The organism is Clostridium sp. ZBS15 (assembly GCF_023845705.1).
GTDB classification, from domain to species: domain Bacteria; phylum Bacillota; class Clostridia; order Clostridiales; family Clostridiaceae; genus Clostridium; species Clostridium aquiflavi.
Map to the genome: position 1 here is coordinate 12,245 of NZ_JAMQHY010000037.1, position 22,594 is coordinate 34,838.

19 protein-coding genes and 1 riboswitch are annotated in these 22,594 nt (G+C 28.9%); of the genes, 1 reads left to right on the forward strand and 18 read right to left on the reverse strand.

Annotation, left to right across the window (positions count from 1 at the left end; all coding sequences use genetic code 11):
* Positions 1 to 331: 331 nt before the first annotated feature.
* The 18 genes from NG904_RS11525 to NG904_RS11610 form a co-directional block, all read right to left on the reverse strand.
* Positions 332 to 2,728 carry a homocysteine S-methyltransferase family protein gene (locus NG904_RS11525; RefSeq protein WP_252231762.1) on the reverse strand — a complete coding sequence of 799 codons (2,397 nt, stop codon included), beginning with the start codon at positions 2,726 to 2,728 and terminating at the stop codon, positions 332 to 334.
* Positions 2,718 to 3,404, reverse strand: coding sequence for a methionine synthase (locus tag NG904_RS11530; protein WP_252231722.1), 687 nt, complete (start codon positions 3,402 to 3,404; stop codon positions 2,718 to 2,720). Before NG904_RS11530 ends, NG904_RS11525 begins: the two co-directional genes overlap by 11 nt.
* 1 nt (position 3,405) lies before the next feature.
* Entirely contained in the window at positions 3,406 to 3,861 is a 456-nt protein-coding gene (locus NG904_RS11535) for an S-ribosylhomocysteine lyase (RefSeq protein WP_012423319.1), read from the reverse strand.
* A gap of 12 nt (positions 3,862 to 3,873) precedes the next feature.
* Positions 3,874 to 4,761: a methylenetetrahydrofolate reductase [NAD(P)H] gene (gene metF, locus NG904_RS11540; protein WP_252231723.1), complete on the reverse strand. Its 888-nt coding sequence runs from the start codon at positions 4,759 to 4,761 to the stop codon at positions 3,874 to 3,876.
* Between the two features lie 85 nt (positions 4,762 to 4,846).
* Positions 4,847 to 4,950: riboswitch (SAM riboswitch) on the reverse strand.
* A gap of 83 nt (positions 4,951 to 5,033) precedes the next feature.
* Complete coding sequence (locus NG904_RS11545; RefSeq protein ID WP_252225407.1) at positions 5,034 to 5,984, reverse strand: glycosyltransferase family 4 protein; 951 nt, start codon at positions 5,982 to 5,984, stop codon at positions 5,034 to 5,036.
* Positions 5,985 to 6,261: 277 nt separating this feature from the next.
* On the reverse strand, positions 6,262 to 8,010 hold the full coding sequence (locus NG904_RS11550) for a 5'-nucleotidase C-terminal domain-containing protein (protein ID WP_252231724.1): 1,749 nt from the start codon (positions 8,008 to 8,010) through the stop codon (positions 6,262 to 6,264).
* A gap of 144 nt (positions 8,011 to 8,154) precedes the next feature.
* The gene (locus NG904_RS11555; protein ID WP_003374514.1) at positions 8,155 to 8,796 is read right to left on the reverse strand and encodes a V-type ATP synthase subunit D; all 642 of its coding nucleotides are present in this window, start codon (positions 8,794 to 8,796) and stop codon (positions 8,155 to 8,157) included.
* A gap of 3 nt (positions 8,797 to 8,799) precedes the next feature.
* Positions 8,800 to 10,179: a V-type ATP synthase subunit B gene (locus NG904_RS11560; protein WP_252213723.1), complete on the reverse strand. Its 1,380-nt coding sequence runs from the start codon at positions 10,177 to 10,179 to the stop codon at positions 8,800 to 8,802.
* The gene (locus NG904_RS11565) at positions 10,172 to 11,950 is read right to left on the reverse strand and encodes a V-type ATP synthase subunit A (RefSeq protein WP_252231725.1); all 1,779 of its coding nucleotides are present in this window, start codon (positions 11,948 to 11,950) and stop codon (positions 10,172 to 10,174) included. The genes NG904_RS11560 and NG904_RS11565 overlap by 8 nt, the downstream gene beginning before the upstream one ends.
* Before the next feature lie 17 nt (positions 11,951 to 11,967).
* Positions 11,968 to 12,279, reverse strand: coding sequence for a V-type ATP synthase subunit F (locus tag NG904_RS11570; RefSeq protein ID WP_003373988.1), 312 nt, complete (start codon positions 12,277 to 12,279; stop codon positions 11,968 to 11,970).
* Positions 12,272 to 13,273 carry a V-type ATP synthase subunit C gene (locus NG904_RS11575; RefSeq protein ID WP_252213725.1) on the reverse strand — a complete coding sequence of 334 codons (1,002 nt, stop codon included), beginning with the start codon at positions 13,271 to 13,273 and terminating at the stop codon, positions 12,272 to 12,274. Before NG904_RS11575 ends, NG904_RS11570 begins: the two co-directional genes overlap by 8 nt.
* A gap of 12 nt (positions 13,274 to 13,285) precedes the next feature.
* On the reverse strand, positions 13,286 to 13,876 hold the full coding sequence (locus tag NG904_RS11580) for a V-type ATP synthase subunit E (RefSeq protein WP_252213726.1): 591 nt from the start codon (positions 13,874 to 13,876) through the stop codon (positions 13,286 to 13,288).
* 34 nt (positions 13,877 to 13,910) lie between these two features.
* Entirely contained in the window at positions 13,911 to 14,396 is a 486-nt protein-coding gene (locus NG904_RS11585) for a V-type ATP synthase subunit K (RefSeq protein WP_252213727.1), read from the reverse strand.
* Positions 14,397 to 14,409: 13 nt separating this feature from the next.
* Positions 14,410 to 16,374: a V-type ATP synthase subunit I gene (locus tag NG904_RS11590; RefSeq protein WP_252213728.1), complete on the reverse strand. Its 1,965-nt coding sequence runs from the start codon at positions 16,372 to 16,374 to the stop codon at positions 14,410 to 14,412.
* Complete coding sequence (locus NG904_RS11595) at positions 16,361 to 16,687, reverse strand: ATPase (protein ID WP_252213730.1); 327 nt, start codon at positions 16,685 to 16,687, stop codon at positions 16,361 to 16,363. Before NG904_RS11595 ends, NG904_RS11590 begins: the two co-directional genes overlap by 14 nt.
* Positions 16,688 to 16,893: 206 nt before the next feature.
* Positions 16,894 to 18,558: a B12-binding domain-containing radical SAM protein gene (locus tag NG904_RS11600; protein WP_252231726.1), complete on the reverse strand. Its 1,665-nt coding sequence runs from the start codon at positions 18,556 to 18,558 to the stop codon at positions 16,894 to 16,896.
* Entirely contained in the window at positions 18,533 to 19,096 is a 564-nt protein-coding gene (locus NG904_RS11605) for a hypothetical protein (RefSeq protein WP_252231727.1), read from the reverse strand. The genes NG904_RS11600 and NG904_RS11605 overlap by 26 nt, the downstream gene beginning before the upstream one ends.
* A gap of 194 nt (positions 19,097 to 19,290) precedes the next feature.
* Complete coding sequence (locus tag NG904_RS11610) at positions 19,291 to 20,595, reverse strand: hypothetical protein (RefSeq protein WP_252231728.1); 1,305 nt, start codon at positions 20,593 to 20,595, stop codon at positions 19,291 to 19,293.
* 196 nt (positions 20,596 to 20,791) lie between these two features.
* Between NG904_RS11610 and spoVB the strand changes: the two genes are divergently transcribed.
* Positions 20,792 to 22,291: a stage V sporulation protein B gene (gene spoVB, locus NG904_RS11615; protein ID WP_252213737.1), complete on the forward strand. Its 1,500-nt coding sequence runs from the start codon at positions 20,792 to 20,794 to the stop codon at positions 22,289 to 22,291.
* The last annotated feature ends 303 nt before the right edge of the window (positions 22,292 to 22,594 follow it).

Consider the following 22,594-nt stretch of genomic DNA (forward strand, 5'->3'; position numbering starts at 1 on the left):
GACTATACTCATTTTAGCATTCCTAAATTCAATTACTCAGCCCACTTTGCTTATGCATATATCAACACTCTGCTAAAACATAGCCTTATTTAATATATTGATTTTTCTATTTAAACATTTACATATATAATTCTTAATTTCAAAATATATAACCTTGGATTTATTTATACTTTTAAAAATTCTGAACTATCTGAATGCATAAAAAAAACTATCCAAAACATATTTATGCATTCAGATAGTTCCTAGTCTTTTAAATCTTTATTTTTAGATTTCTTAAAGTAAATTCCTCTGTCCATGAGCTTTATACTATAATATCAACATTCATTTAAAATTATTCAAATATTTTTTTTGCTATTTCAACTGATTCTCTGGCATCCTTGGCATAATAATCAGCACCTATTTGCTTCGCATATTCATCAGTCAATACTGCGCCCCCTACAAATACTCTTCCTTTATAGCCATTATCCCTTAATCCTTTAATTGTTTCTTCCATACTTCTTAACGTTGTTGTCATTAAAGCACTAAGACCAACTAATTTAATATCATTTTTCAAAGAAACATCTACAACAGTTTCTACTGATACATCTTTACCTAAATCAATTATTTGATATCCATAATTTTCAAGAATTACTTTAACTATATTTTTTCCTATATCATGAATATCCCCTTTTACAGTTGCTAATACAATCTTACCTTTAGATATACTATTTGATTTGTTAATAACTAATCTCTTTTTTATAACTTCAAAGGCCTGTTTAACAGTTTCTGCGCATTGTATTAATTGTGGTAAGAATATTTCACCTTTTTCGTATTTTAACCCAACTTCATCTAGTGCCGGTATTAGTATTTCATTAACTACACTAAGTTCATTCATTGTTTTTAAGATATGCTTTGTAGCCTCTTCTGCTTCATCCTTTAATCCTTTTATCACTATATATTTTAAATCAATATTTTCACTTTTAATTACTTCCATATTCTTTTTAGAATTATCTCTTAATCCTCTTTCAACTTTTACATTTCCATATATAGATATATATTTCTCTGATCCTTTATCTATATTAGCCAATACATTATATGAATTTATCACATCCATCATACCAGTACTATTAGGATTCATTATTGGAAGATCTAATCCATTAGCTATTGCCATTGCTAGAAATGTTTCATTTATTAATTCTCTGCATGGCAAACCAAAAGATATATTTGAAACTCCTAGTAATGTTTTTACACCTAATTCTTCTTTAACTCGTCTTAATGCTTTTAATGTTTCTTTCACTTCAGCTTGTTGTGCAGAAGCTGTTAATACTAAGCAATCGATAAATACATTATGTTTCTCTATTCCATACTCTTTAGCTTTTTTTACTATCTTCTCTGCTATCTTAAATCTCTCATCAGCAGTAGCAGGTATACCTTTTTTATCTAATGTAAGCCCTACAACACTTGCTCCATATTTTTTTACCAAAGGTAGTATCTTTTCTAATACCTCATCTTCCCCATTTACTGAATTGACAATTGGTTTTCCATTATAAGTTCTTAATCCTACCTCAATAGCTTCTATGTTTGATGAATCTATTTGTAATGGTGCATCTATAATCCCCTGAATCTCTTTAACTACTTTCTTCATCATTTCTTTTTCATTTATTTCAGGTAATCCTACATTTATATCAAGTATCTCAGCACCAGCTTCTATTTGTTCTATTGCTTGTTTTAATATATAATCAATATCATTATTTTTAAGTGCTTCTTTAAATAACTTCTTTCCTGTTGGATTTATTCTTTCCCCAATTACCTTTATGCCTTCAATTTTAACAACATTTGATGGTGTACATACAGCTGAAAATTCGATTTTATCTCTTATTATTCTTTTATTATTGTCCGCAAGAACTCTTAATCTTTTAATAAACTCTGGAGTTGTTCCACAACATCCTCCAATTATACTTACACCTTCTTTAACAAATTCATTTACCCAATATTTAAATTCTTCTGAAGTAATGTCATATATCGCTTCACCAAAAGATAACTTAGGTAAACCAGCATTAGGTTGTGTCATTATAGGTAAATTAGTTGCTTTCTTTATTCTTTTTACTATTGGAAGTAATTCTTTAGGTCCTAAAGAGCAATTTATTCCTACAGCATCTGCTCCTATGCCCTCCAGAGTGATTGCCATACTTTCTGGTGTACATCCTGTAAAAGTCCTTCCATTTTCATCAAATGACATAGTACAAAATACAGGTAATCTAGTATTTTCTTTTGCTGCCAAAAGAGCTGCTTTTGCTTCGTAAAGATCTGTCATTGTTTCAATTAATATTAAATCTGCACCAGATTTTTCACCCTGTACTATTTGCCTTTTAAATATTTCATAAGCTCTATCAAAACTTAATGTACCCATTGGTTCTAAAAGTTCGCCTATTGGTCCTATATCTAATGCAATATAGACTTTATCATTTCCTTTAGCTTCTTTTGCTAGAGAAATTGCTGCATTTATAATTTCTTCAACTGTATATCCTGTATTTTCTAATTTCAATTCATTTGCCCCAAAAGTATTTGATGTTATAACCATGGCTCCATTTTTAATATATTCTTCATGAATTTTCTTTACTTTTTCACTTTCCTCTATATTAAATATTTCAGGATTTTCTCCAAGTTTTAGTCCCTTTTTTTGAAGCATTGTTCCCATTGCCCCATCAAATACAAGTATATTATCTTTTATGAATTCTTTAAGCCCCACAATTATTCCCCTCTCTTCTAAAACTACAATTGTTATAATTCTTACAAACCTCACATCCTCTTTGTTTTTCCTCTTTTTCATTTGGAATAACCCCAATTATTGCAGTTACTGATTTCCTAGGAAATAATAAATGATGTGATGATACTGTAAGACCTATTGCTTTATCTGCTTTTAATGTATTCACTATATCCCTTTGAATATCTAATGACAAATCTCCATATCCCGGACTATATCTAAATGTTATAGCACTGTTTTCTTTTCTTACATCTAATCTTATCTTTTCTTCTATTTCATCTAAAAACTCTTCTATTGCTACTGTTGCACAAGCATCTAAAATTAAAGCTTTTGTCAATTCTATTGTTTCATATAGCTTAATTTTTTTCTCTATTTTGCTCCCTACAGTACCTGCTATAAAAAATACTTCCTGTGCATAAAGAAGATGATTTTTAATGTCTTCTCCTTTTAATATTAAACTTGTTCCTTCTATACATATCCCATCCTTTTTAGCATGGTTTTTATACTTAGCACAAACATATTTAGGTATTATTAATTTCTTACATTCATCTATAGTTTCATCTATTAATACATCTATTGATGCTGTTAATTCTTGCTTTTTATAACCTAAATACCTAAGGACTTCATCCTTAGGTATTTTAAGTTGTTGTGTATTATACATTTTATTCTCCGTATATATTAAGAGAAAAGCCTCTTTCTAATGCTTCCTTAGCATATTCTTTTGCACCAAATAAAGATAAATCTCTATAATTTCCACATTGAATATCATTAGCAGCAGGTATTTCTTTTGCTTCTAAAACTTTTTCTAATGAGTATTCTAACGCTTCTTTTATTTCTGATGCTTCTCTATCACCCCATATACTTAAATAGAAACCTGTTCTACATCCCATAGGTGATAAATCAATTATACCTTCTAATTTTGCTCTAAGTTCATGTGCTAATAAATGTTCAAGTCCATGCATTGCTGCTGTACCAAATTCTTCTTTGTTAGGTTGAAGAAATCTTATATCAAACTTTGTTACCTTATCTCCAAGCTTACCATCAAGTAAACAACATTTTCTTATGTATGGTGCTTTAACCTTTCTGTGATCTAATTCAAAACTTTCTACTTTTTCCATTATTGTATCCTCCTAAACGAATTGATTTTGATTTACTGTTAATAGAATATTTTCTATACTTTGGCTTATCCTTTTAGCTACATATGGATTATTCATAACATATAAATGTATTCCATCCACACCTGTAGAAATTAGGTCTACGATTTGTTCAACTGCATAAGCAATCCCAGCATCTCTTAAAGCTTCTGGATTATGCTCATATCTTTCCATTATTCTTTTAAATTTATCTGGAAGTGATGCTCCGCTTAAAGATAAAATTCTTTCAATTTGTTTTTTATTTGTTACAGGCATAATTCCAGCTTCAATAGGTAAATTTATATTAGCAGCACGAACCTCGTCTTGAAAATTATAATATAAATTGTTATCAAAAAACAACTGAGATATAAAATAAGATGCTCCTGCCTCTTCTTTTCTCTTCATGCTCTCAATTTCTCTATACAATCCTTTATGCTCTATATGGCCTTCTGGATAACATGCTGCAGCTATATTAAATTGTCCATTATCACTTATATGCTTAATTAATTCGTTAGCATGATTTAATTCTCCTGTAATTTTACTTCCTATAGGAACATCACCTCTTAACGCAAGGATATTCTCTATATTATTCTTTTCAAATTCTCTTAAATAATATTCTATATCATTCTTAGTTGAACTAATGCAAGTTAAATGTGATACTGCTTCAATTCCATATTTATTTTTTATAAGAGAAGTTAGCTCAATAGTCTTATTGTTTTTAACACTGCCACCTGCCCCATAGGTAACACTTATATAATCTGGATTTAATCCTTTTAAATCATCTAATGTATTATAAATAGTTTGTATGGATGATGTTATTTTAGGTGGAAAAATTTCAAATGAAAAAACCACCTTTTTGTCTGTGAATAAATTTTTAATATTCATTTTTTTTGCCCCCTTTTTTAGATAAAAAAAATGCCTAAAGGGTATTCCTTTAGGCATAATAAACTTCTACACTAAAATAAAATTACCCTTATCTATCAGTCATTCACTGCAGGATTTAGCACCTTATATACATTATATATTGGTTGCCGGGTTTCATCGGGCCAGTCCCTCCACCACTCTTGATAAGAAATTATTTCTAATTATACATTACTCTATTTGATTTGTAAAGTTTTTCTTTTAAATAATCCATAATCTATATGTACTTTTCATTATTAAATTTTAATAAGTAAAAGTATAATAGAAATTAAACTAAAAACAGAACTTATTATCATTATGTAATTTACAACTTGCTTTGGTGTGAATCCTTTTTCTTCAAGTCTAAAATGTATTTGACTTCTATCTGCTTGATAAACAGGTTTTCCTTCTGAAAATCTTTTAAAAATAACAAATAAATTATCAAATATTGGTACAGCTAAAGCCAAAATAGGTATAAATAAACTCAGCACAGTAGCTTGTTTAAATGCACCGTCTAATGCTATAACACTTAATATGAATCCTAAAAAATTAGCACCTGAATCTCCCATAAACACTTTTGCTGGGTACCTATTATAACATAAAAATCCAAGTATAGATCCTATTAATATTATTGATGTTTCTGCTGATACTTGTTGTCTTAATATTATTGCTGCAACCAAAAAAGTTATTGCTGAAATAAGTGAAATCCCACCTGCTAATCCATCCATACCATCAGACCAATTAATTACAGTTGTGACTCCAAATATCCAAGTTATTGTTAGTAAAAATTGTATGGTTTTACTTAACTCTATAAATTCTCCAGTAAATGGATTAGTAAATCCCATAAATGCTATTCCTGCCTTAAAAACAAGTACAGCTGATAACAATTGAATAATCAATCTTGGAAGTATAGCAAATTCTTTAAATCTTGTTTTATAATAATCATCTATAAGTCCTATTAATAATATTGCTGTTGCTGCTATAAATACAACTATTTGTTGTTTTATATCATCTTTTACAAATAAGAAAAAAGAAATAAAAAAACATATGTATAATACTATTCCACCACATAATGGGGTTTCTTTTTTATGTTGTTTTCTTTTTGTTGGTTTATCTGTAAATTTTAATTTAATTGATAGTTTCATTACTATTGGCATAATTAATAGCGATAACAATAATGTAACTATCATAGCTAATATATATTGCATTTTATTATCTACTCCTTAGCTAAATAAAAATACTATTAGTTAAAGTTATCCACGTTTGATTATACTATTAAAGCCATATCTTATCAATTACAAAATTATTAAGGTTTTCTAATTATAGAAAAAAGCGTATTAAAATTAATTTAATTCTTTATGACTCATTTCTTAAGCTTCAACTAAATTTGCATTTGACTTCTCTAGAAACTCTCAATAATATAATTTTTCAAAAAAAGCAAAAACATTTTTATCATGTTTCTGCTTTATATATAACTAAAATAAATTATGCTGGAATTTTAATTTGATCTCCTACATATATTAAATCTGGATTTTGTAAATTATTATATTGTGCTAATGTTTGCCATGTAGTATTATTTCTTCTAGCTATTTTAGAAAGATTATCACCTGCAATTACAGTATATACAGTTTCTGTTTTAGTAGATACTTGTGATTCTTGAACTGTTGGTGCTGCTTGAACTGAAACTACGTTATTTTGATTTGTTACTACTTGTTTACCATTTTCTTTAACTTGTATTCTACCTAAAGTAATATCACTCTTCATACCATTGTCATTTAAATATTTTGCAAAAATATCATCATATGTTGCAAATTCTCCTACAACAGTAGTTTTAAGCATTGTATATCCATCTCCACCTTGAGATAAGAAATCATTTATTGCTACAGTATATTCTTTATTTAAATCAATTGGATTTTCGCCAACTTTTACATCAAAAACTCTATTTCCTTTTTCCTTTGTTGGATCAAATGAGAATGTCATTCCACTTACTTGTAAAAATCCACCTTGTTCTGTTGGATATGCCCCCACTGATACTTCAAGAGCCTTAACTATATCACTACCTGATAATTTTACAGTTTGTGCTACACTACCAAATGGAAATAATTCTGCAAGTTTTCCTTTAGTTATATCTCCTGGTTCTATTGAAGTTCTTAAAGATCCTCCATTTACAAATGCAATATCAGCTTTAGTGATGTCTCTAGTTGCATCTGCTGTTATATTTCCAAGGTTTGTTTCTTTAGTTCTCACATTTCCTCTAACACCATCTAGCAATACATCATTGCTTGCAACAACTTCTGAAAATACTTTGTCATTTTCAGCTTGTATATCTTTTAATAAATCTGTTACTTTTTCATCTTCTTTTAATTCTTTATAATCTTTTGAATTTAATAATTTTGCTTTTTTGTCTGTAACTTTTTTATCTTTAACTTCTAATTCTACTACACCAAGATTTTGATCATATTCACCTGTTTGTGCTATTAATGTATTATTAACTACTAAGCCATCATTTAAAGTTGTATGGCTATGTCCATCTATTATTACATCAATCCCTTTAACTTTTTCAGCAATTTGCTTAGATGTTACAACTGAACTATCATCTAACCCTACATGAGTTAAAGCTACAATAACATCTGTCTTATCTTTTAATTCTTTAACCATTTCTTCTGATACCTTTATAGGATCTTCAAAAGTTATATCCTTTACATTAGCAGGATTTGTTTTATATGCTGTTTCCGGGGTTGATATTCCAAAAACACCAATTTTAACATTTCCCTTTTCTACGATCTCATATGGTGGTAGCATATCTTTTCCATTCTTTTTTACATTAGCATCTAACATCTTAAAATTTTTAGCTAATTTACTTAATTCCATTAACCTTTCATTTCCATAGTTAAAATCATGATTACCTGGAACCATAAAATCATAACCAGCTGCATCTAATATTTTAACAGCATTTTCACCTTTACTAACATTAACTATTGGTTTTCCATGTAAAGTGTCTCCAGCATCTACTAATAATGTATTTGGATTTTCCTTTTTAGTTTCATTTACTATAGTTGCAATCTTTGCAAATCCAAACCCACCGTCTGCTGACAATACTCTGCTATGAGTATCATTTGTATGAATTATTGTTATTTTGGTACTATCATCTTTGCTAGCTGCCCACACAGCAGTAGTATTTAAACTAAAAATTAATGTAAGCGATAACATAGCACTTAAAATCTTCTTTTTCATATTTAATCCCCCCTGATTAATTATAAGTTATACACTTAATTATGGTATATATTTGAATTTTTTTCAAGTACTTCTTATATTTTAGTAATTTTATTTTATATATTAAGATAGAAAAAAAAGGAACGCTTAAGCGTTCCTTTTATATTAACCTCTTTGTTCAATCATGCTCTTAACTTTCATTAATCTAGTTGTAGCCGATCTTTCATTTTCATCAAGTCTCATTCTAATATACTTTATAGTCTCTTGAAGTTGAGGAATAGTCATATATTCAAGAGCATTAACTCTTCTTCTAGTACTTTCAATTTCGTTAGCCATTAACTGACATGACTTTTCTACTTCTGCAAGTTCTAGTAATTGCGGAAGAATTTCATAAAGCTTAGAAAGAGTATCATCAAGTTCTGATGATGTATTGGCAAATCCGTATGGATATATACTTCCTTCATCACCTTCAAGTTGTCTCTTAAAGTTCATAACAGGAACAGATACGCTCATTACGTTCTTTTCGCCAACTTCAACAGAAATATGTTCCTTAGGATATACAATAGCTTCTTCTAGGAATTCAGAGCTCATAACGGCTCTAGCCATAACGAAATCCTTAAGGGAACCTTGCAGATTATCTTCCACTTCTTTTCTTAGCTTATTATTATATTTAACAAGGTTAATGAATTGTCTCATTAATTCATCTTGTTTATCTTTTAAAAGCTTATGACTTCTTGTTGAGGTAGTTAATCTTTTTTTAAGTTTAGAGAGTTCCATTCTAGTAGGATTAACATTTAGCTTTGCCATAGACTACTCTTCCTCTCTTGGCATATATTTTTCAAGGTATTCGTCTCTAATTCTCTTAAGCTCAGTTCTAGGAAGCATCTTTAATAACTTCCATCCTAAGTTTAGAGTTTCTTCAATTGTTCTATTTGTATTAAAGCCTTGAGATACATACTCGTCTTCAAAAGCTTCTGCAAATTTAGCAAGTTTCTTATCAGTATCTGATAAAGCAGATTCTCCTAAGATTGCTGATAATTCTTTTGCTTGCTTACCTTGTGAATATGCCGCAAATAATTGGTTCATAGTATCTGCATGGTCTTCTCTAGTCTTGCCTTTACCAATACCCTTATCTTTAAGTCTTGAAAGTGATGGTAAAACATCTATTGGAGGCATTATACCCTTCTTATATAATTCTCTTGAAAGGATAATTTGACCTTCAGTAATATATCCAGTTAAATCTGGAATTGGATGAGTTTTATCATCTTCAGGCATTGTAAGTATTGGAATTTGAGTGATTGAACCCTCTTTACCTCTAAGTCTTCCTGCTCTTTCATATAATGTAGAAAGGTCAGTATAAAGATAACCTGGATATCCTCTTCTACCTGGAACTTCTTTTCTAGCTGCTGAAATTTCTCTTAATGCTTCTGCATAGTTTGTAATATCAGTCATTATAACTAGAACTTGCATTCCTTTTTCATAAGCTAAGTATTCAGCACAAGTAAGAGCCATTCTTGGTGTAGCTATTCTTTCGATAGCTGGGTCAGATGCTAAGTTCATGAATAGAACTGATCTATCAATGGCACCTGTTGATTTAAATTCATCTACGAAGAATTGAGCTTCTTCGAAAGTTATACCTATAGCTGCAAATACAATGGCAAACTTAGAATCTGAATTTAAAACTTTCGCTTGTCTTGCAATTTGTGCTGCAAGTTCTGCATGTGGAAGTCCTGCTGCTGAGAAAACAGGTAACTTTTGTCCTCTAACTAGAGTGTTAAGTCCATCAATTGCAGAAACTCCTGTTTGAATAAATTCTGATGGGAAGTCTCTAGCCATAGGGTTAATAGCTTCACCATTTATATCTACTCTTTTTTCGGGTATTATGTCTGGACCATTATCATTAGGTCTACCCATACCATCAAATACTCTTCCTAACATGTCTTCAGATACACCAAGTTCAAGTGGTCTACCTAAGAATTTAGCTTTAGTACCTTTTAAATTTATTCCTGAAGATCCTTCGAATATTTGAACCATTGCTTTTGATCCATTAACTTCTAGAACCTTACCTCTTCTTTTTTCACCAGTATGAAGTTCAATTTCAACTAGTTCATCATACTTAACGCCTTCAACACCTTCAACAACCATCAAAGGGCCAACAACTTCAGTAACTGTTCTGTATTCTTTAAGCATTTGCTACCCCTCCTTTGCTTATTAGGTTATCAATTGCAGTTTTTAAGTCTACAGCGATTTGATCAATTTTATCTAAATCATCTTCGTGTATGTACTTACTTCTAGCAATTCTATCTTTTAAGTCTTCCATAGCTAAGATATCATTTAAATATACTCCAGCTTCTAAAGCTCTTTCTGCTTCTTTTCTATATCCTAATATAAGACTTAGCATCTTATATTGCTTCTTTAATGATGTATAAGTATCAATTTCATGGAAACCATTTTGTTGTAAATAGTCTTCTCTGATTGATTTAGCAACATCTAATTTTAATCTATCTTTTTCAGATAATGCATCAATACCAACAAGTCTTACGATTTCTTGTAATTGAGCCTCATCTTGAAGTATAGTCATAGCTTCTAATCTTAATGCTCCCCAATTTTCAGCAACATTACCATTCATCCACTTGTCTATTGTATCAGCATATAATGAATATGATGTTAACCAGTTAATAGTTGGGAAATGTCTTTGATATGCAAGTTGTGCATCTAGACCCCAGAACACTTTAACTATTCTAAGTGTTGATTGTGATACTGGTTCTGAAATATCTCCTCCTGGAGGTGATACTGCACCGATTGCTGTTATAGAACCAATTCTTCCATCATTACCTAAACATTCAACTTTACCAGCTCTTTCATAGTAGTCAGCAAGTCTTGATCCAAGGTAAGCTGGATATCCTTCATCACCAGGCATTTCTTCAAGTCTACCAGACATTTCTCTTAATGCCTCAGCCCATCTTGAAGTTGAGTCAGCCATTATTGATACTGCGTATCCCATATCTCTGAAATATTCAGCTATTGTAATACCTGTATATATTGAAGCTTCTCTAGCCGCAACTGGCATGTTTGAAGTATTAGCTATAAGAACTGTTCTCTTCATTAAACTTTCGCCAGTCTTAGGGTCAATAAGTTCTGGGAACTCATTAACAACGTCTGTCATTTCGTTACCACGTTCTCCGCATCCAACGTAAACAACGATTTCTGCATCTCCCCATTTAGCAATTTGATGTTGTGTTACTGTCTTACCAGCTCCGAATGGTCCTGGAATAGCAGCAGCTCCACCTTTAGCAACAGGGAAAAATGTATCTATAACTCTTTGTCCTGTAAGCATTGGCTCAACTGGGTTAATCTTTGCTGAATATGGTCTTCCTTTTCTTACTGGCCATTTTTGCATTAATTGAACTTCTCTATCGCCTTTTTCAGTTTCAACTATAGCAATTGTTTCAGTAACTGTGAAGCTACCAGCTTTAATTTCTTTTATTTTACCTTCAACTCCAATTGGAACCATTATTCTTTGTTCAACAACTGGTGTTTCTTGTACTGTACCTATTACAGTTCCAGATTTAACTTCATCTCCAACTTTTGCTGTTGGTTTAAAATCCCACTTCTTTTCTCTATTTAATGAAGGAACTGATACTCCTCTAGTTAAGAAACTTGACTGAGCAGCCTCCATAAATGCATCTAGTGGTCTTTGTATTCCATCAAACATTGATTCAATAAGTCCTGGTCCAAGTTCAACACTTAGAGGTTCTCCAGTTGTAACAACTGGGTCCCCAGGTCCTATTCCTGAAGTTTCTTCATATACTTGGATTGATGCCTTATCGCCTCTCATTTCGATGATTTCTCCGATAAGACCCTTTTCTCCAACCTTACAAACGTCATATATATTAGCTTCATCCATACCTTCAGCAACTACTAAAGGTCCTGAAACTTTAATTATCTTTCCGGTCTTCACCTTACCAACCTACCTTTCTATAAAATATTAACGCCTACAGCTTTTTCTACGTTATCGCTTATTCTTTGCATACCTATATTTAATGTTCCTTGATTGCTTGGAATTAATATTACAGCAGGAAGTACTTCTTTATTGTATCTTTCAATTGTTTCTTCGATACCTTGTGCAACATGTTCTGTTACAAAAACAACTGCGTAATCATTCTTTGCTAATTTATCAACAGTTTTTTTTGCTTCTTCGTTTCCAACTACAGGGAAAACGTCGATACCTAAAGCTTTAAAAGCTAAAACTGAATCCTTATCACCAACTACACCTATTTTCTTAAACATAAATATCACGCAGCCTTTCTCTAATTACTTCCGCAGAAATATTATTGAGTTTGCCAACCATTACAATTCTTATAATCTTTATTTCTGTTTCTTTTGCATAAATATAAGCTACTAAAGGCTCGACTCCAAAAGGTATTATTTTAGCGTCTTTCATCATATCCATGATATAGTTATCAACTAACTTTTCTAATAAACTCACAGAACCTGTCTTTGTATAGTACTCTATACCTGATTTTATTAAATCATTATAATCAGTGAACGAAAGCTTATTAGATATGTTTTCTACTGCATCATTTAACATTCCTAATAACTTATCTTTATCTAAAGAACCTCCTTCAATAATAACTGAAGCAAAGAATTCCCTGCCTTTGTTTTGCTTTTTAACTCTTAAAAGAGTTTTCAAGTTTGTAGAATCTATAAGAGCTTCTACGTATTTATTAACAAAGTTATCTTTTATTTCATTCTTAATTTGTACTAATTGTTTAAACATATATTTATCTAAAATAATGTCAAGTATTTGAGGATCTTTAGTATTTTCAAACTTATCCTTTGACTCTTCTATTGCTTCTCTCATAACTTTAGGTAAATCTCTTAATTCATTATTTTCTACTAAATACTTTAATCTTGAAGCTTCAATAGTTCCAACATGAATTAATAGATAAGATAAATCTTTCTTTAAAAAGATACCTTTTAATATTACTTTTATATTTTGATAATCATATTTAATACTCATTAAGTCAACAAGAGATTTCATTGGACTTATTTCATACATTAAATGAAACAATCTTTTTAATTCTTCACTTAATATAATTTCATAGTCTTCTGCTCTCTTAACATTTGTCATAACATTGGCATACTCTGTTTCTTGAAGCACTTTTAATGCTTCATTGGCAGAATTGGAATCGATCATTCTGTCAATCTTTGATTTATCAAGGAGTTTTGTTTCGTATACTCTTAGTCTCGGTATAACTTGACTAAATTGCATTATATCCATTAGTTAACCTCCTTAACTAAACAATACTCTTGCTACTTCAAGACCCATTTCATCTTTTAATGAATTTACTAAAGCTTCAAAAGTATTATTTATTTCTATGCCATCTTTCTCTAATACGAATCCACCTTTAAAGTTTCCAGCTTTATCACTTAGAGTTATATTTCCTTTTGAACCAATTTCTCTATTTAATTCTGCTACAAAATCAGAATCAATCATTTTCTTCCCTTGTTCATTTAATATTAAATTTTCATCTCCTGAAATATTGCTATTTAATATTACAGTTTTTACAAATCCTTTAAAATCATCACTTGATGCATTACAAAGTTCTTCTATAGTAGTTTCAAAAACTTCACTAATAACTGTTTGTTTTGATTTTAACTTCTCGTTTCTTGCTTGTAATTCTGCACTAGAAATGATTCTTTCTTCTCTTGCTACAGCTTCTGTTTCAGCTTTTTTTACAATAATCTTTTCTTCCGAAGCAGCTTTTTCTTGCTTTTTAGCAATTATCTTACTTTTCTTCTCTTCAGCTTCTGATAAGATTATTCTTTTTTTATCTTCCGCATCTTTTACGATTTTAGAAGTTAAATTATTTATGTTAGACATAATCTTCACATCCTAATTCTATAATAAGCTATTATTAAAATACACCATTTACTAATAAGAATGATACAACGAATCCTAATAATGCATAAGTTTCAACCATCGCTGCAAGAACCATACCTTTAGTGTTGTGTTCTGGGTTTTTAGCTAATATTTGAATACCAGCAGCTGCTGCTTTACCTTGAGCAATTCCTGACCATAAACCAGTGATAGCTATTGGTAAACAAGCAAATAATAAGTATAAACCTTGTGAAAAAGTTGTTTCTGGACTTAATTGTAAAAATACTAATAATCCTATAACGAATCCATAAAGACCTTGTGTACCTGGTAATAATTCAAGAATTAACGCTTTACCAAATTTTTCTGGTTGTTCTGATAATAATCCTGCTGCTGCTTCACCTACGATACCAACACCTTTTGATGATCCTATTCCTGACATTCCTACTGCTAAAGCAACACCTAGTGCTCCCATAACAAATCCACCGTTATTTTCTAAAAAAAACTTAATCCAACTCATATCCATTTTAAATGTCCTCCTACTCTTCTCTTAAATTAATGTATTCATTTTTTGCTTCAAGTGGTTCAAATGCTTTTCCACCACCATCGTAAAATTTTGAGAAATATTCTACATAAGTAAGTCTTAATGTATGAACATATCCACTTAATAATGATAATAATAAGTTTACTGTTTGGAACATGATAAATATTAATGGTGCAAACAGAATAGTTCCTAAAAGTGAATTACCATTATCTGATACCATTCCCATAATCATGTTTATAGCTCCTGCTATAGATCCACCTGATAAACCTATTGCCATAAGTCTTGTGTATGATACTAAGTCACTTATGTATCCTGTAATACCATATAATTCATAAAGACCTTGGCCTATTTTTCCACCTGTTGATTCCATTTGTCTTCCTTGTGTTAAAACAATTAATATAGAACCAATAATGGCACCTGCTATAGATGCTGTTTTTAGTACTGGTATATTAAGCATTGATCCAGCTCCAATTCCTCCAATAGAACATAGAGTTATAAGCCATGATCCAACATCCATAAAAGCATCTAATTTCTTTCCTGCCCTTATTAATACAGCTGCTTTTATAAATAATCCAAACACAATTTGAATTGCACCAAATACTACTGACATAACTAGTATTGTCATAACATCTGTACTTGTATCAATTAAACCTTTAATACCTATTAAGTCTCCAAAGAATGAACCATAAATTAATCCAAATATAATTGTTGGGAAACTTAAATACATAAAGAACTTAACCATTTTTTTCGTTTCTGCATTAAAATTAAATAACTTTAATGCTCCAAGAGTTCCTAATAACAATAATAATCCATATCCTGCATCTGCAACCATCATTCCAAAGAAAACCAAATAGAATGGTGTAACAAATGGTGTGGGATCTATATCATTATACTTAGGTAAAGCATACATTGATGTTACTGATTCGAATGATGCATTTAAATCATTGTTTTGCAATTTAATAGGTACATCATCAATTTCTTCTTCTTTAACATCTTCAAAAGCTAAATAGTAATCCTCACCTAATACATCCTTAGTAATTTGAGTTAACCTATCATTTTTTTCACTAGGAACCCATCCTTGTAATAAGACTGTTTTATCAGTCTTCAAAAATCTATTAGTAATAGATTTTCTATTTACTAAGTTATAGTAATATTCATAAGCTAATTTCAAGCTTTCTAAATTTTCCTCAAATCCTGCTAATTCTTCTTTTACTAAGAACTTTTCAGAATCAATTAAGGACATTCTTTCATTATATTCTTGAATAAGCTTTAAAGGGAGTTCTTTCTCATCTGTTTTAAACGGACTAAATCCAAACCCTCTTAGTACCTCTTCCACTTCTTCTTTCTTATCCTTATGAGCTAAAAGGAAGAAGTAAGTGTCTTGATTGTCTTTTGATATAATTTCTAAATAACAATCACTCAAATCATTTTTCAATGCTTCCTCATATTGGTTAGCAATGCTTCCTAAGAAATATTCAGTTACTTTTAAATCATCTAAAGATCCTAATGCTAAATCAAAATTCTCATATGGTTTTAAACTTTGAACATTTCCTTGTAATCTAGTCTTTTCATTGTCTAATGAAGCTAAAGTATGCTCTTTTTCTTTAACTTTATCATAGACACCTTCCCATTCTCCATTTAATACTTTTTTTTCTAGTTCTTTAGGAGTTAATGAAAGTTTTTCTGTACGTAAAGACTTTATTAATGATTGTTTAGGCACATAGTCCTTTAAGAACTGTAAGGCAAATTTAGCTTTTGATAATTCTTCTTCCCACCTTGATATGTCAGAATCAATTTCATCCTTATCTAACTCATTAAGAACTTCATTTTTTTCTTGAATATTCTCATCTTGTAGATTGATAAATTCAACTTCTGCGAAGTTTTGTACTCTTTCAAGAAGTTCATTTTTCTTTGATTCAAAGGCTAACAAGGTGAACTTATTCATCTTAACTATTGCCATGAATCTTCACTATCCTCTCAATCACTAATTTAACAGCATTATTTTTCTTATCTGCAGATATATGTAGTATATCTTCTGATTCTTGCTTGCCCTTATTTATTATAGGCTCTGCTTTTTTATTTGCTGCTTCTACAGCATTTGAAATAATTTTATTTGCTTTTTCTTTTGCAGAAGATAAAGTATCAAGATATTGCTTTTCTGCTTCATCTGTAGCTTTCATAACTATATCTTTAGCTTCATTATTAGCTTCTTTAAGAATTTCTTCTGCTTGAGCCTCAGCTTTTTTTATTTCTTCAATTGCTTCTAATGCCAAAATATCACCACCTTCATGCCCTTAAATATAAAAATAATATATATATTAATACTTTATATAGTATTAATTACTTTGTGTCTATTTTATTATACACTCTTTTTGTATATTTTCAAGAATTTTAAATTATTAAATGCTAAAATCGGTCAAAATTCAGTAAAGTATCTGTTATGTAAATGTTATCTTTATTTTACATCCTTTTACTTCTTCTAACTTATTTTTAGATTTATATAATCACCAGTATTATTAAACAAATAATAACTTTCTGATATTTGTATATTTCCATTTAAAATATACTCCTCAATATTTATTGAGAATTTTTCTAAATAATACTCCTTAAATGAATATTTATGCTTTAATCTATCTTTTATATCTTTTTCATCTTCTTTTTTAATATTACTTCTTAAAAAATCTGGTAATCCACGCTTTTTATTGAATATTAAATAATCAAATTTTAGTATTTCATTTAATATATCGTTATTATCTTTCAAAACTTCATTATTAAAGTCTAAAAATACTTTATAATATTCTATATTTCCAATGTTTTTATTAAAATATCCTTTTCTATGAAAAAATTTTCCTAGTGAATAATAAAATTCAAATGGTGTATCAAATTTACTCTCAAAAAATCTAATAATATTATTGAATTTTTTGGAATTATAATATTTATCTACCATAGCTTCTACCTTTTTTAATTTTAGTAGTTCATCATAATTAATGCAATCAGTCTTTAATATTTCATATGGTGGATAAGGCGAAAACTTCATTTTATACTTTTCAGCTTCTTCTCTCATTGAAGATCCCTTTAATAGTTTTAAAAAACCTAATTGAATTTCTTCTGGTCTTATTTTATAAACATCATTAAAAGAATTAACAAATGAATCATAATCCTCCCCTGGAAGACCAGCTATTAAATCTAAGTGTTGATTAATATTTTTTATAGCCATAAGTTCATCAACCTTTTCTTTTATGTCTTCAAAATTAACAAATCTATTTATATTATTAAGAACCTTGTCATTTGTCGTTTGAACTCCAACTTCAAATTGAAATCTTCCCTTTGGTGCTTTTGATAATAACTTAATTTCTTCTTCTTTTAAAATATCTGCTGATATTTCAAAATGAAACTTTGTTTCTGTATCTGTTTCTATCAAAAACTTCCATATAGCCATTGAAAATTTATAATTACAATTAAATGTACGATCTACAAATTTAACTAGCCTAACTCTTTTATCGATGAAATACTGCAATTCCTTTAGTACTCTTTCAATATTTAAAAATCTCACACCATGACTTGTTGATGAAAGACAATATTTGCAATTAAAAGGACATCCTCTTGAAGCCTCATAATAAATTATCTTATTATCTAAATTTTCATAATCTTCATATGGAAATACTAAATCATCCATAGACATAAGAGGTCTTTTTTCATTAGAATATACATTTCCATCTTTTTTATAGTGAAGACCTTTTATCTCATTTACATTCTTTAAACCAAGTTTATATAAAATAAAATCTCTATATGTCTTTTCACCTTCGCCTTCAATAACATATTCTCCAATGTTATTTTCTAAAAACTTATGTGAATCAAATGACACCTCTGGTCCTCCATATAAAATTTCAATATTTTCATCAACATTCTTAATAAGATTAGACAGTCTTGTAACCATTTCTACGTTCCATATATAAACTGAAAAAGCAACAACATCAGGCTTTTCATTAATAATTTCTTCTAATATCTTTTCTTCTCTATCATTAATAGAAAATTCCCTTATTATACTTTCACAATCCATATCTTTAGTAAAATTTCTTAAATATCTAACTGCTAAATTACTATGAATAAATTTAGAGTTAATTGCTGTAAGTAATATCCTCATTCGTATTTGTCTCCTCTACTTCTTTAGAGTTTATTTCATTTTTAAGTTTTTTAGCTCTTATAAAAAACATATCCTCCCAAACTTTTATCTCTTCTATATCAAAATATTTTAAAAGTATCTTTTTTATATCTTCTACATTTGAACTTATTATTGGATTCAAATTCTTAAATGTAAATTCTTTTACTTTACCCTTTGGAAGTATAACCCTTATTTTATTATTAAATAATTTACCTCTTTCTTTATTAATATCCCAAATTAATATTTCTCCATTCTCTTTTATATAAGAATTAATTTCTTTAATTAACTTTTCTTTTTCTATGTTACTCCAAAATCTATTTAAATTAAAAAAAAGTGTACATGCATCATATTCACTTCCTTCTAACCCCTCTTTATCATTACTAAAAACATAATCAAGTGACAATTCTGCTTCTACTTCTTTGGAAATACTGTATATTACACCAAAATTTTCTTGTCCAACATCTAATATGTCACCCTTTAAATTAATATCTTCTAAATTAATAACTAATGTTTTCCCCATAAAATTCCCCTCTTTTCCCTCTAAATATATATTCTATCATTATTAAGCGTATTATTAAAGTTATGGAAACAAACTTTTTAATAATATTAAGTCTAAAAATTTAAAATTTCATAAAAAAGTTTAATTAAAATAAGAAACCACTCTATAATATTTACTTTTATAGAGCAGTTTCTATTTCACTTTAAGGCTTTATTTTAAATACTCTTATTCTTTTTATTATTAAATCTAATTATATTTAGTATGAGCAAACTAAATAAAAGAACTATTATAAATATCCAAACTGGCTTTGGTAAGTTGAAATTTAGTCCTAAATTACCACATTGTAATTTATATATGCAACCTATACCTGAATCTAATATATATATATTACCACATGAGTATTTTATTCCTTTTACATCACTTTCACCTTTTAATTTTAACAGCTTATATAAAACACCATTTGAATTTACTGAACTTATAACGTTATTCTTTTTATCATAAAATACATTAGAATCTTTTTCTAAAATTTTACCTTCTTTATCTATTGCTAAACATTTAATACTATTAACTTTAGAAAATTGATATTCTGGTCCATCAACAATTTTATTAGGTGGATTATTTATTATAGGCATTAATTTATTTTCATCATTAAATCTTGGTGAACTTATTGGATCCCCTCCACTAAAATCTGGCCATCCATACCAGTTTTCTTCCTGTAATTTGTATAAATAGTCAAAATCTCTTTTAACAGGCCTTACTCCTTTCTCCTCCATACCACCAACTATTGCTATTAAATTATTATTGCTATCTAAGTCCCACCCTGTTATATTTCTTATTCCGCATGCATATAAAGAGGTCTTATTAGTTTTTAAATCTATTTTTATAACAGATGCGTTTCCAAACTTTTCAGCACTTATTTTTTGACCTCTAATACTTGAATTGGTATATGGCATATATGCCCCTGTTTTTTCTTCTCCATAATTTTCACCATTCAATACAATATTTATAGGACTCTTATCGTATGGAATTTTGTTAAAATCTATTTCTCCATTACCTTCTGCAATTCCGGAATTAGTTGCTGCTCCAATTGATAAAAGTAAATTTGAATCCTTAACAATAAGATTTCTATCAAGATTTTCACCGTTTGTTGGTATTTCTTTTAGAATTACCTCCAGAAATTTACTTGCCATATTATAATGATAAAGTTCATCATTTGAAATAAAATACATATCATCCTTTGTACAAACTATACTTTCTATAGAAAACGACTTATTTTGTACCAATGTTTCTTCTCTTCCATCATCTTTTAATAATTTTATATAGTTCTTATACGCCACATATGTATTTTCATATTCATCTTTATCAAAAGCCACTGCATTTTTACAATTTTTTGATGAAATACTCCAATCTATATTATCTTTTAAAATGTTTACTCTATAAATTCCTGAAAATTTAAACAATAAAAAAGCTAAACTTACTATTATAACGGAACTAAATAAAAATTGACAAAATCTTTTCAAATCTTAACCCCCTCAATATAAAATTAACCATATATTTTCCCTTGTTAAATTTATATTTTAAATCTAATAAAATATACCCTTAAGCTTAACCTTTTAAATTAAAATGTTTATCATATCTTAACTTTTAATTTAAAATGTTCATATTTAGTCATTACTTTGAATATGCTTTATTGTAATTTAAAGGAGTGAATTAGATTTGAGTAAGGACAACTTTTTAAAGAATTCTTTTTTACTGACGGCTTCTAATATAACAACAGGAATTCTTGGATTTATATTTACTATATATTTGTCTAAAATACTTGGTCCCGAGGGTATGGGCTTATATAACTTAGTTATGCCAATTTATAATTTATTCATATGCCTTATGAGTGCAGGAATCGTAGCTGCTATTTCTAAAATATCTGCAATATATAAACAAAAAGGAGAATATAAAAATATAACTAGAACTATACGAATTGTTTCTCTTTTTAACATAACCTGGGCTCTACTTATTGGCATAATGGTTTTTTTTGCTGCACCAATAATAGGTAAATATGGTGTTAATGATGTGCGAACTATTGATGCTATACGTGTTATATGTCCAGCTATGGTTTGTATTGCAATTTCAAATATTTTTAAAGGCTATTTTTATGGAACATCGGAAATAAAAGCACCTGCTATTATTGATATTTTTGAAAAAGCTATGAGAATTGTAACTGTAAGTATTTTAATATTTTTCTTAAAAGCTAAGACACTTCAAAATATGGTTACATTAGCTACTGTTGCACTATGCATTGGTGAATTTCAAAGCTTATTATGTTTATTTATTTACTATAAATACACTGTAAAAAAAATTCCAAAATCATATGAAAAACCAGAAGGTAGATTTCAATTATTGTTTGATGTAATAATAGTAGCAATTCCTTTATGTTTAAATGGCTTTCTAAGCAATATTTTAGCTACACTTTGCACTTTAGTTGTACCTAGGAGATTAGTATGTGCTGGTTTTAATTATTCTGAAGCCTTAAGCTTAATAGGTAAATATAATGGTATGGCTATGGGATTGATCGCTATTCCTCTTATTGTTGTTTCAACTATAAATACTTTGCTTATACCAGATCTTTCGCAAACTTTAAGTCAGGGAAATCAGTATAAGGCTTCTCTTCGTATTAGAAAAGTAATTAAACTAGCCTTTTTACTTGGACTTTCAACGACTATAATATGCAATATCATTCCTGATGAATTAGGAAAAATTTTTTATGGCAGAAATGATTTAGGTCCATATATAAGAGTTGCATCACTTGCTGCACCGATTTTCTTCACTTCTACTACTATGTTTGGAATTTTAAATGGTCTTAATAGGCAGGGTGTTATTCTTAGAAATTCATTAATTGAAGCTTCAATTGAGTTAGTATGCTTATATGTATTTACATCAATACCGTGTATAAATATTTTTGGTAATAGTATAACTCTATTTATAGCTTGTGGTATTGGATTATCACTTAATTTATACGAAGTTAAGAAACATATTAATATAAATTTAAATTTTACAAATGTAATAATATACTTACTTCTTGGTATTTTAAGCTTTTTAATTATTAATATATTTGCTAAAAATGTTTTAGTTAATTTACCTATAGTAAATAGTTTTATGGTAATTGGTTTAACTTTTATAATATTTTTATATCTTGGAACCTTTGGAGAAAGCGATGTTTAATAATGTATTTACTACTTATTTTAATTAAAAACTAGGAAATTAGAATTTTAAATTTTTGACAAGCATAAAAAGTTCATGTTTCTAAACTCTACATTTAGAAACATGAACTTTCTCCTTAATTATGTTATATCCTATTTCTCAAACTTACTTAATAATTGTATACTATTTAAATTTCATTTTTAAATTTTGTCCATCTTTGCTTATGCATATATCTGGATTCTATTTAAACATAGATAAAATTATTTGGTTCTGTTTTAAATGCGTGTTGATATATGCAATAGGTAAAGTGGCATTGTAATTGGA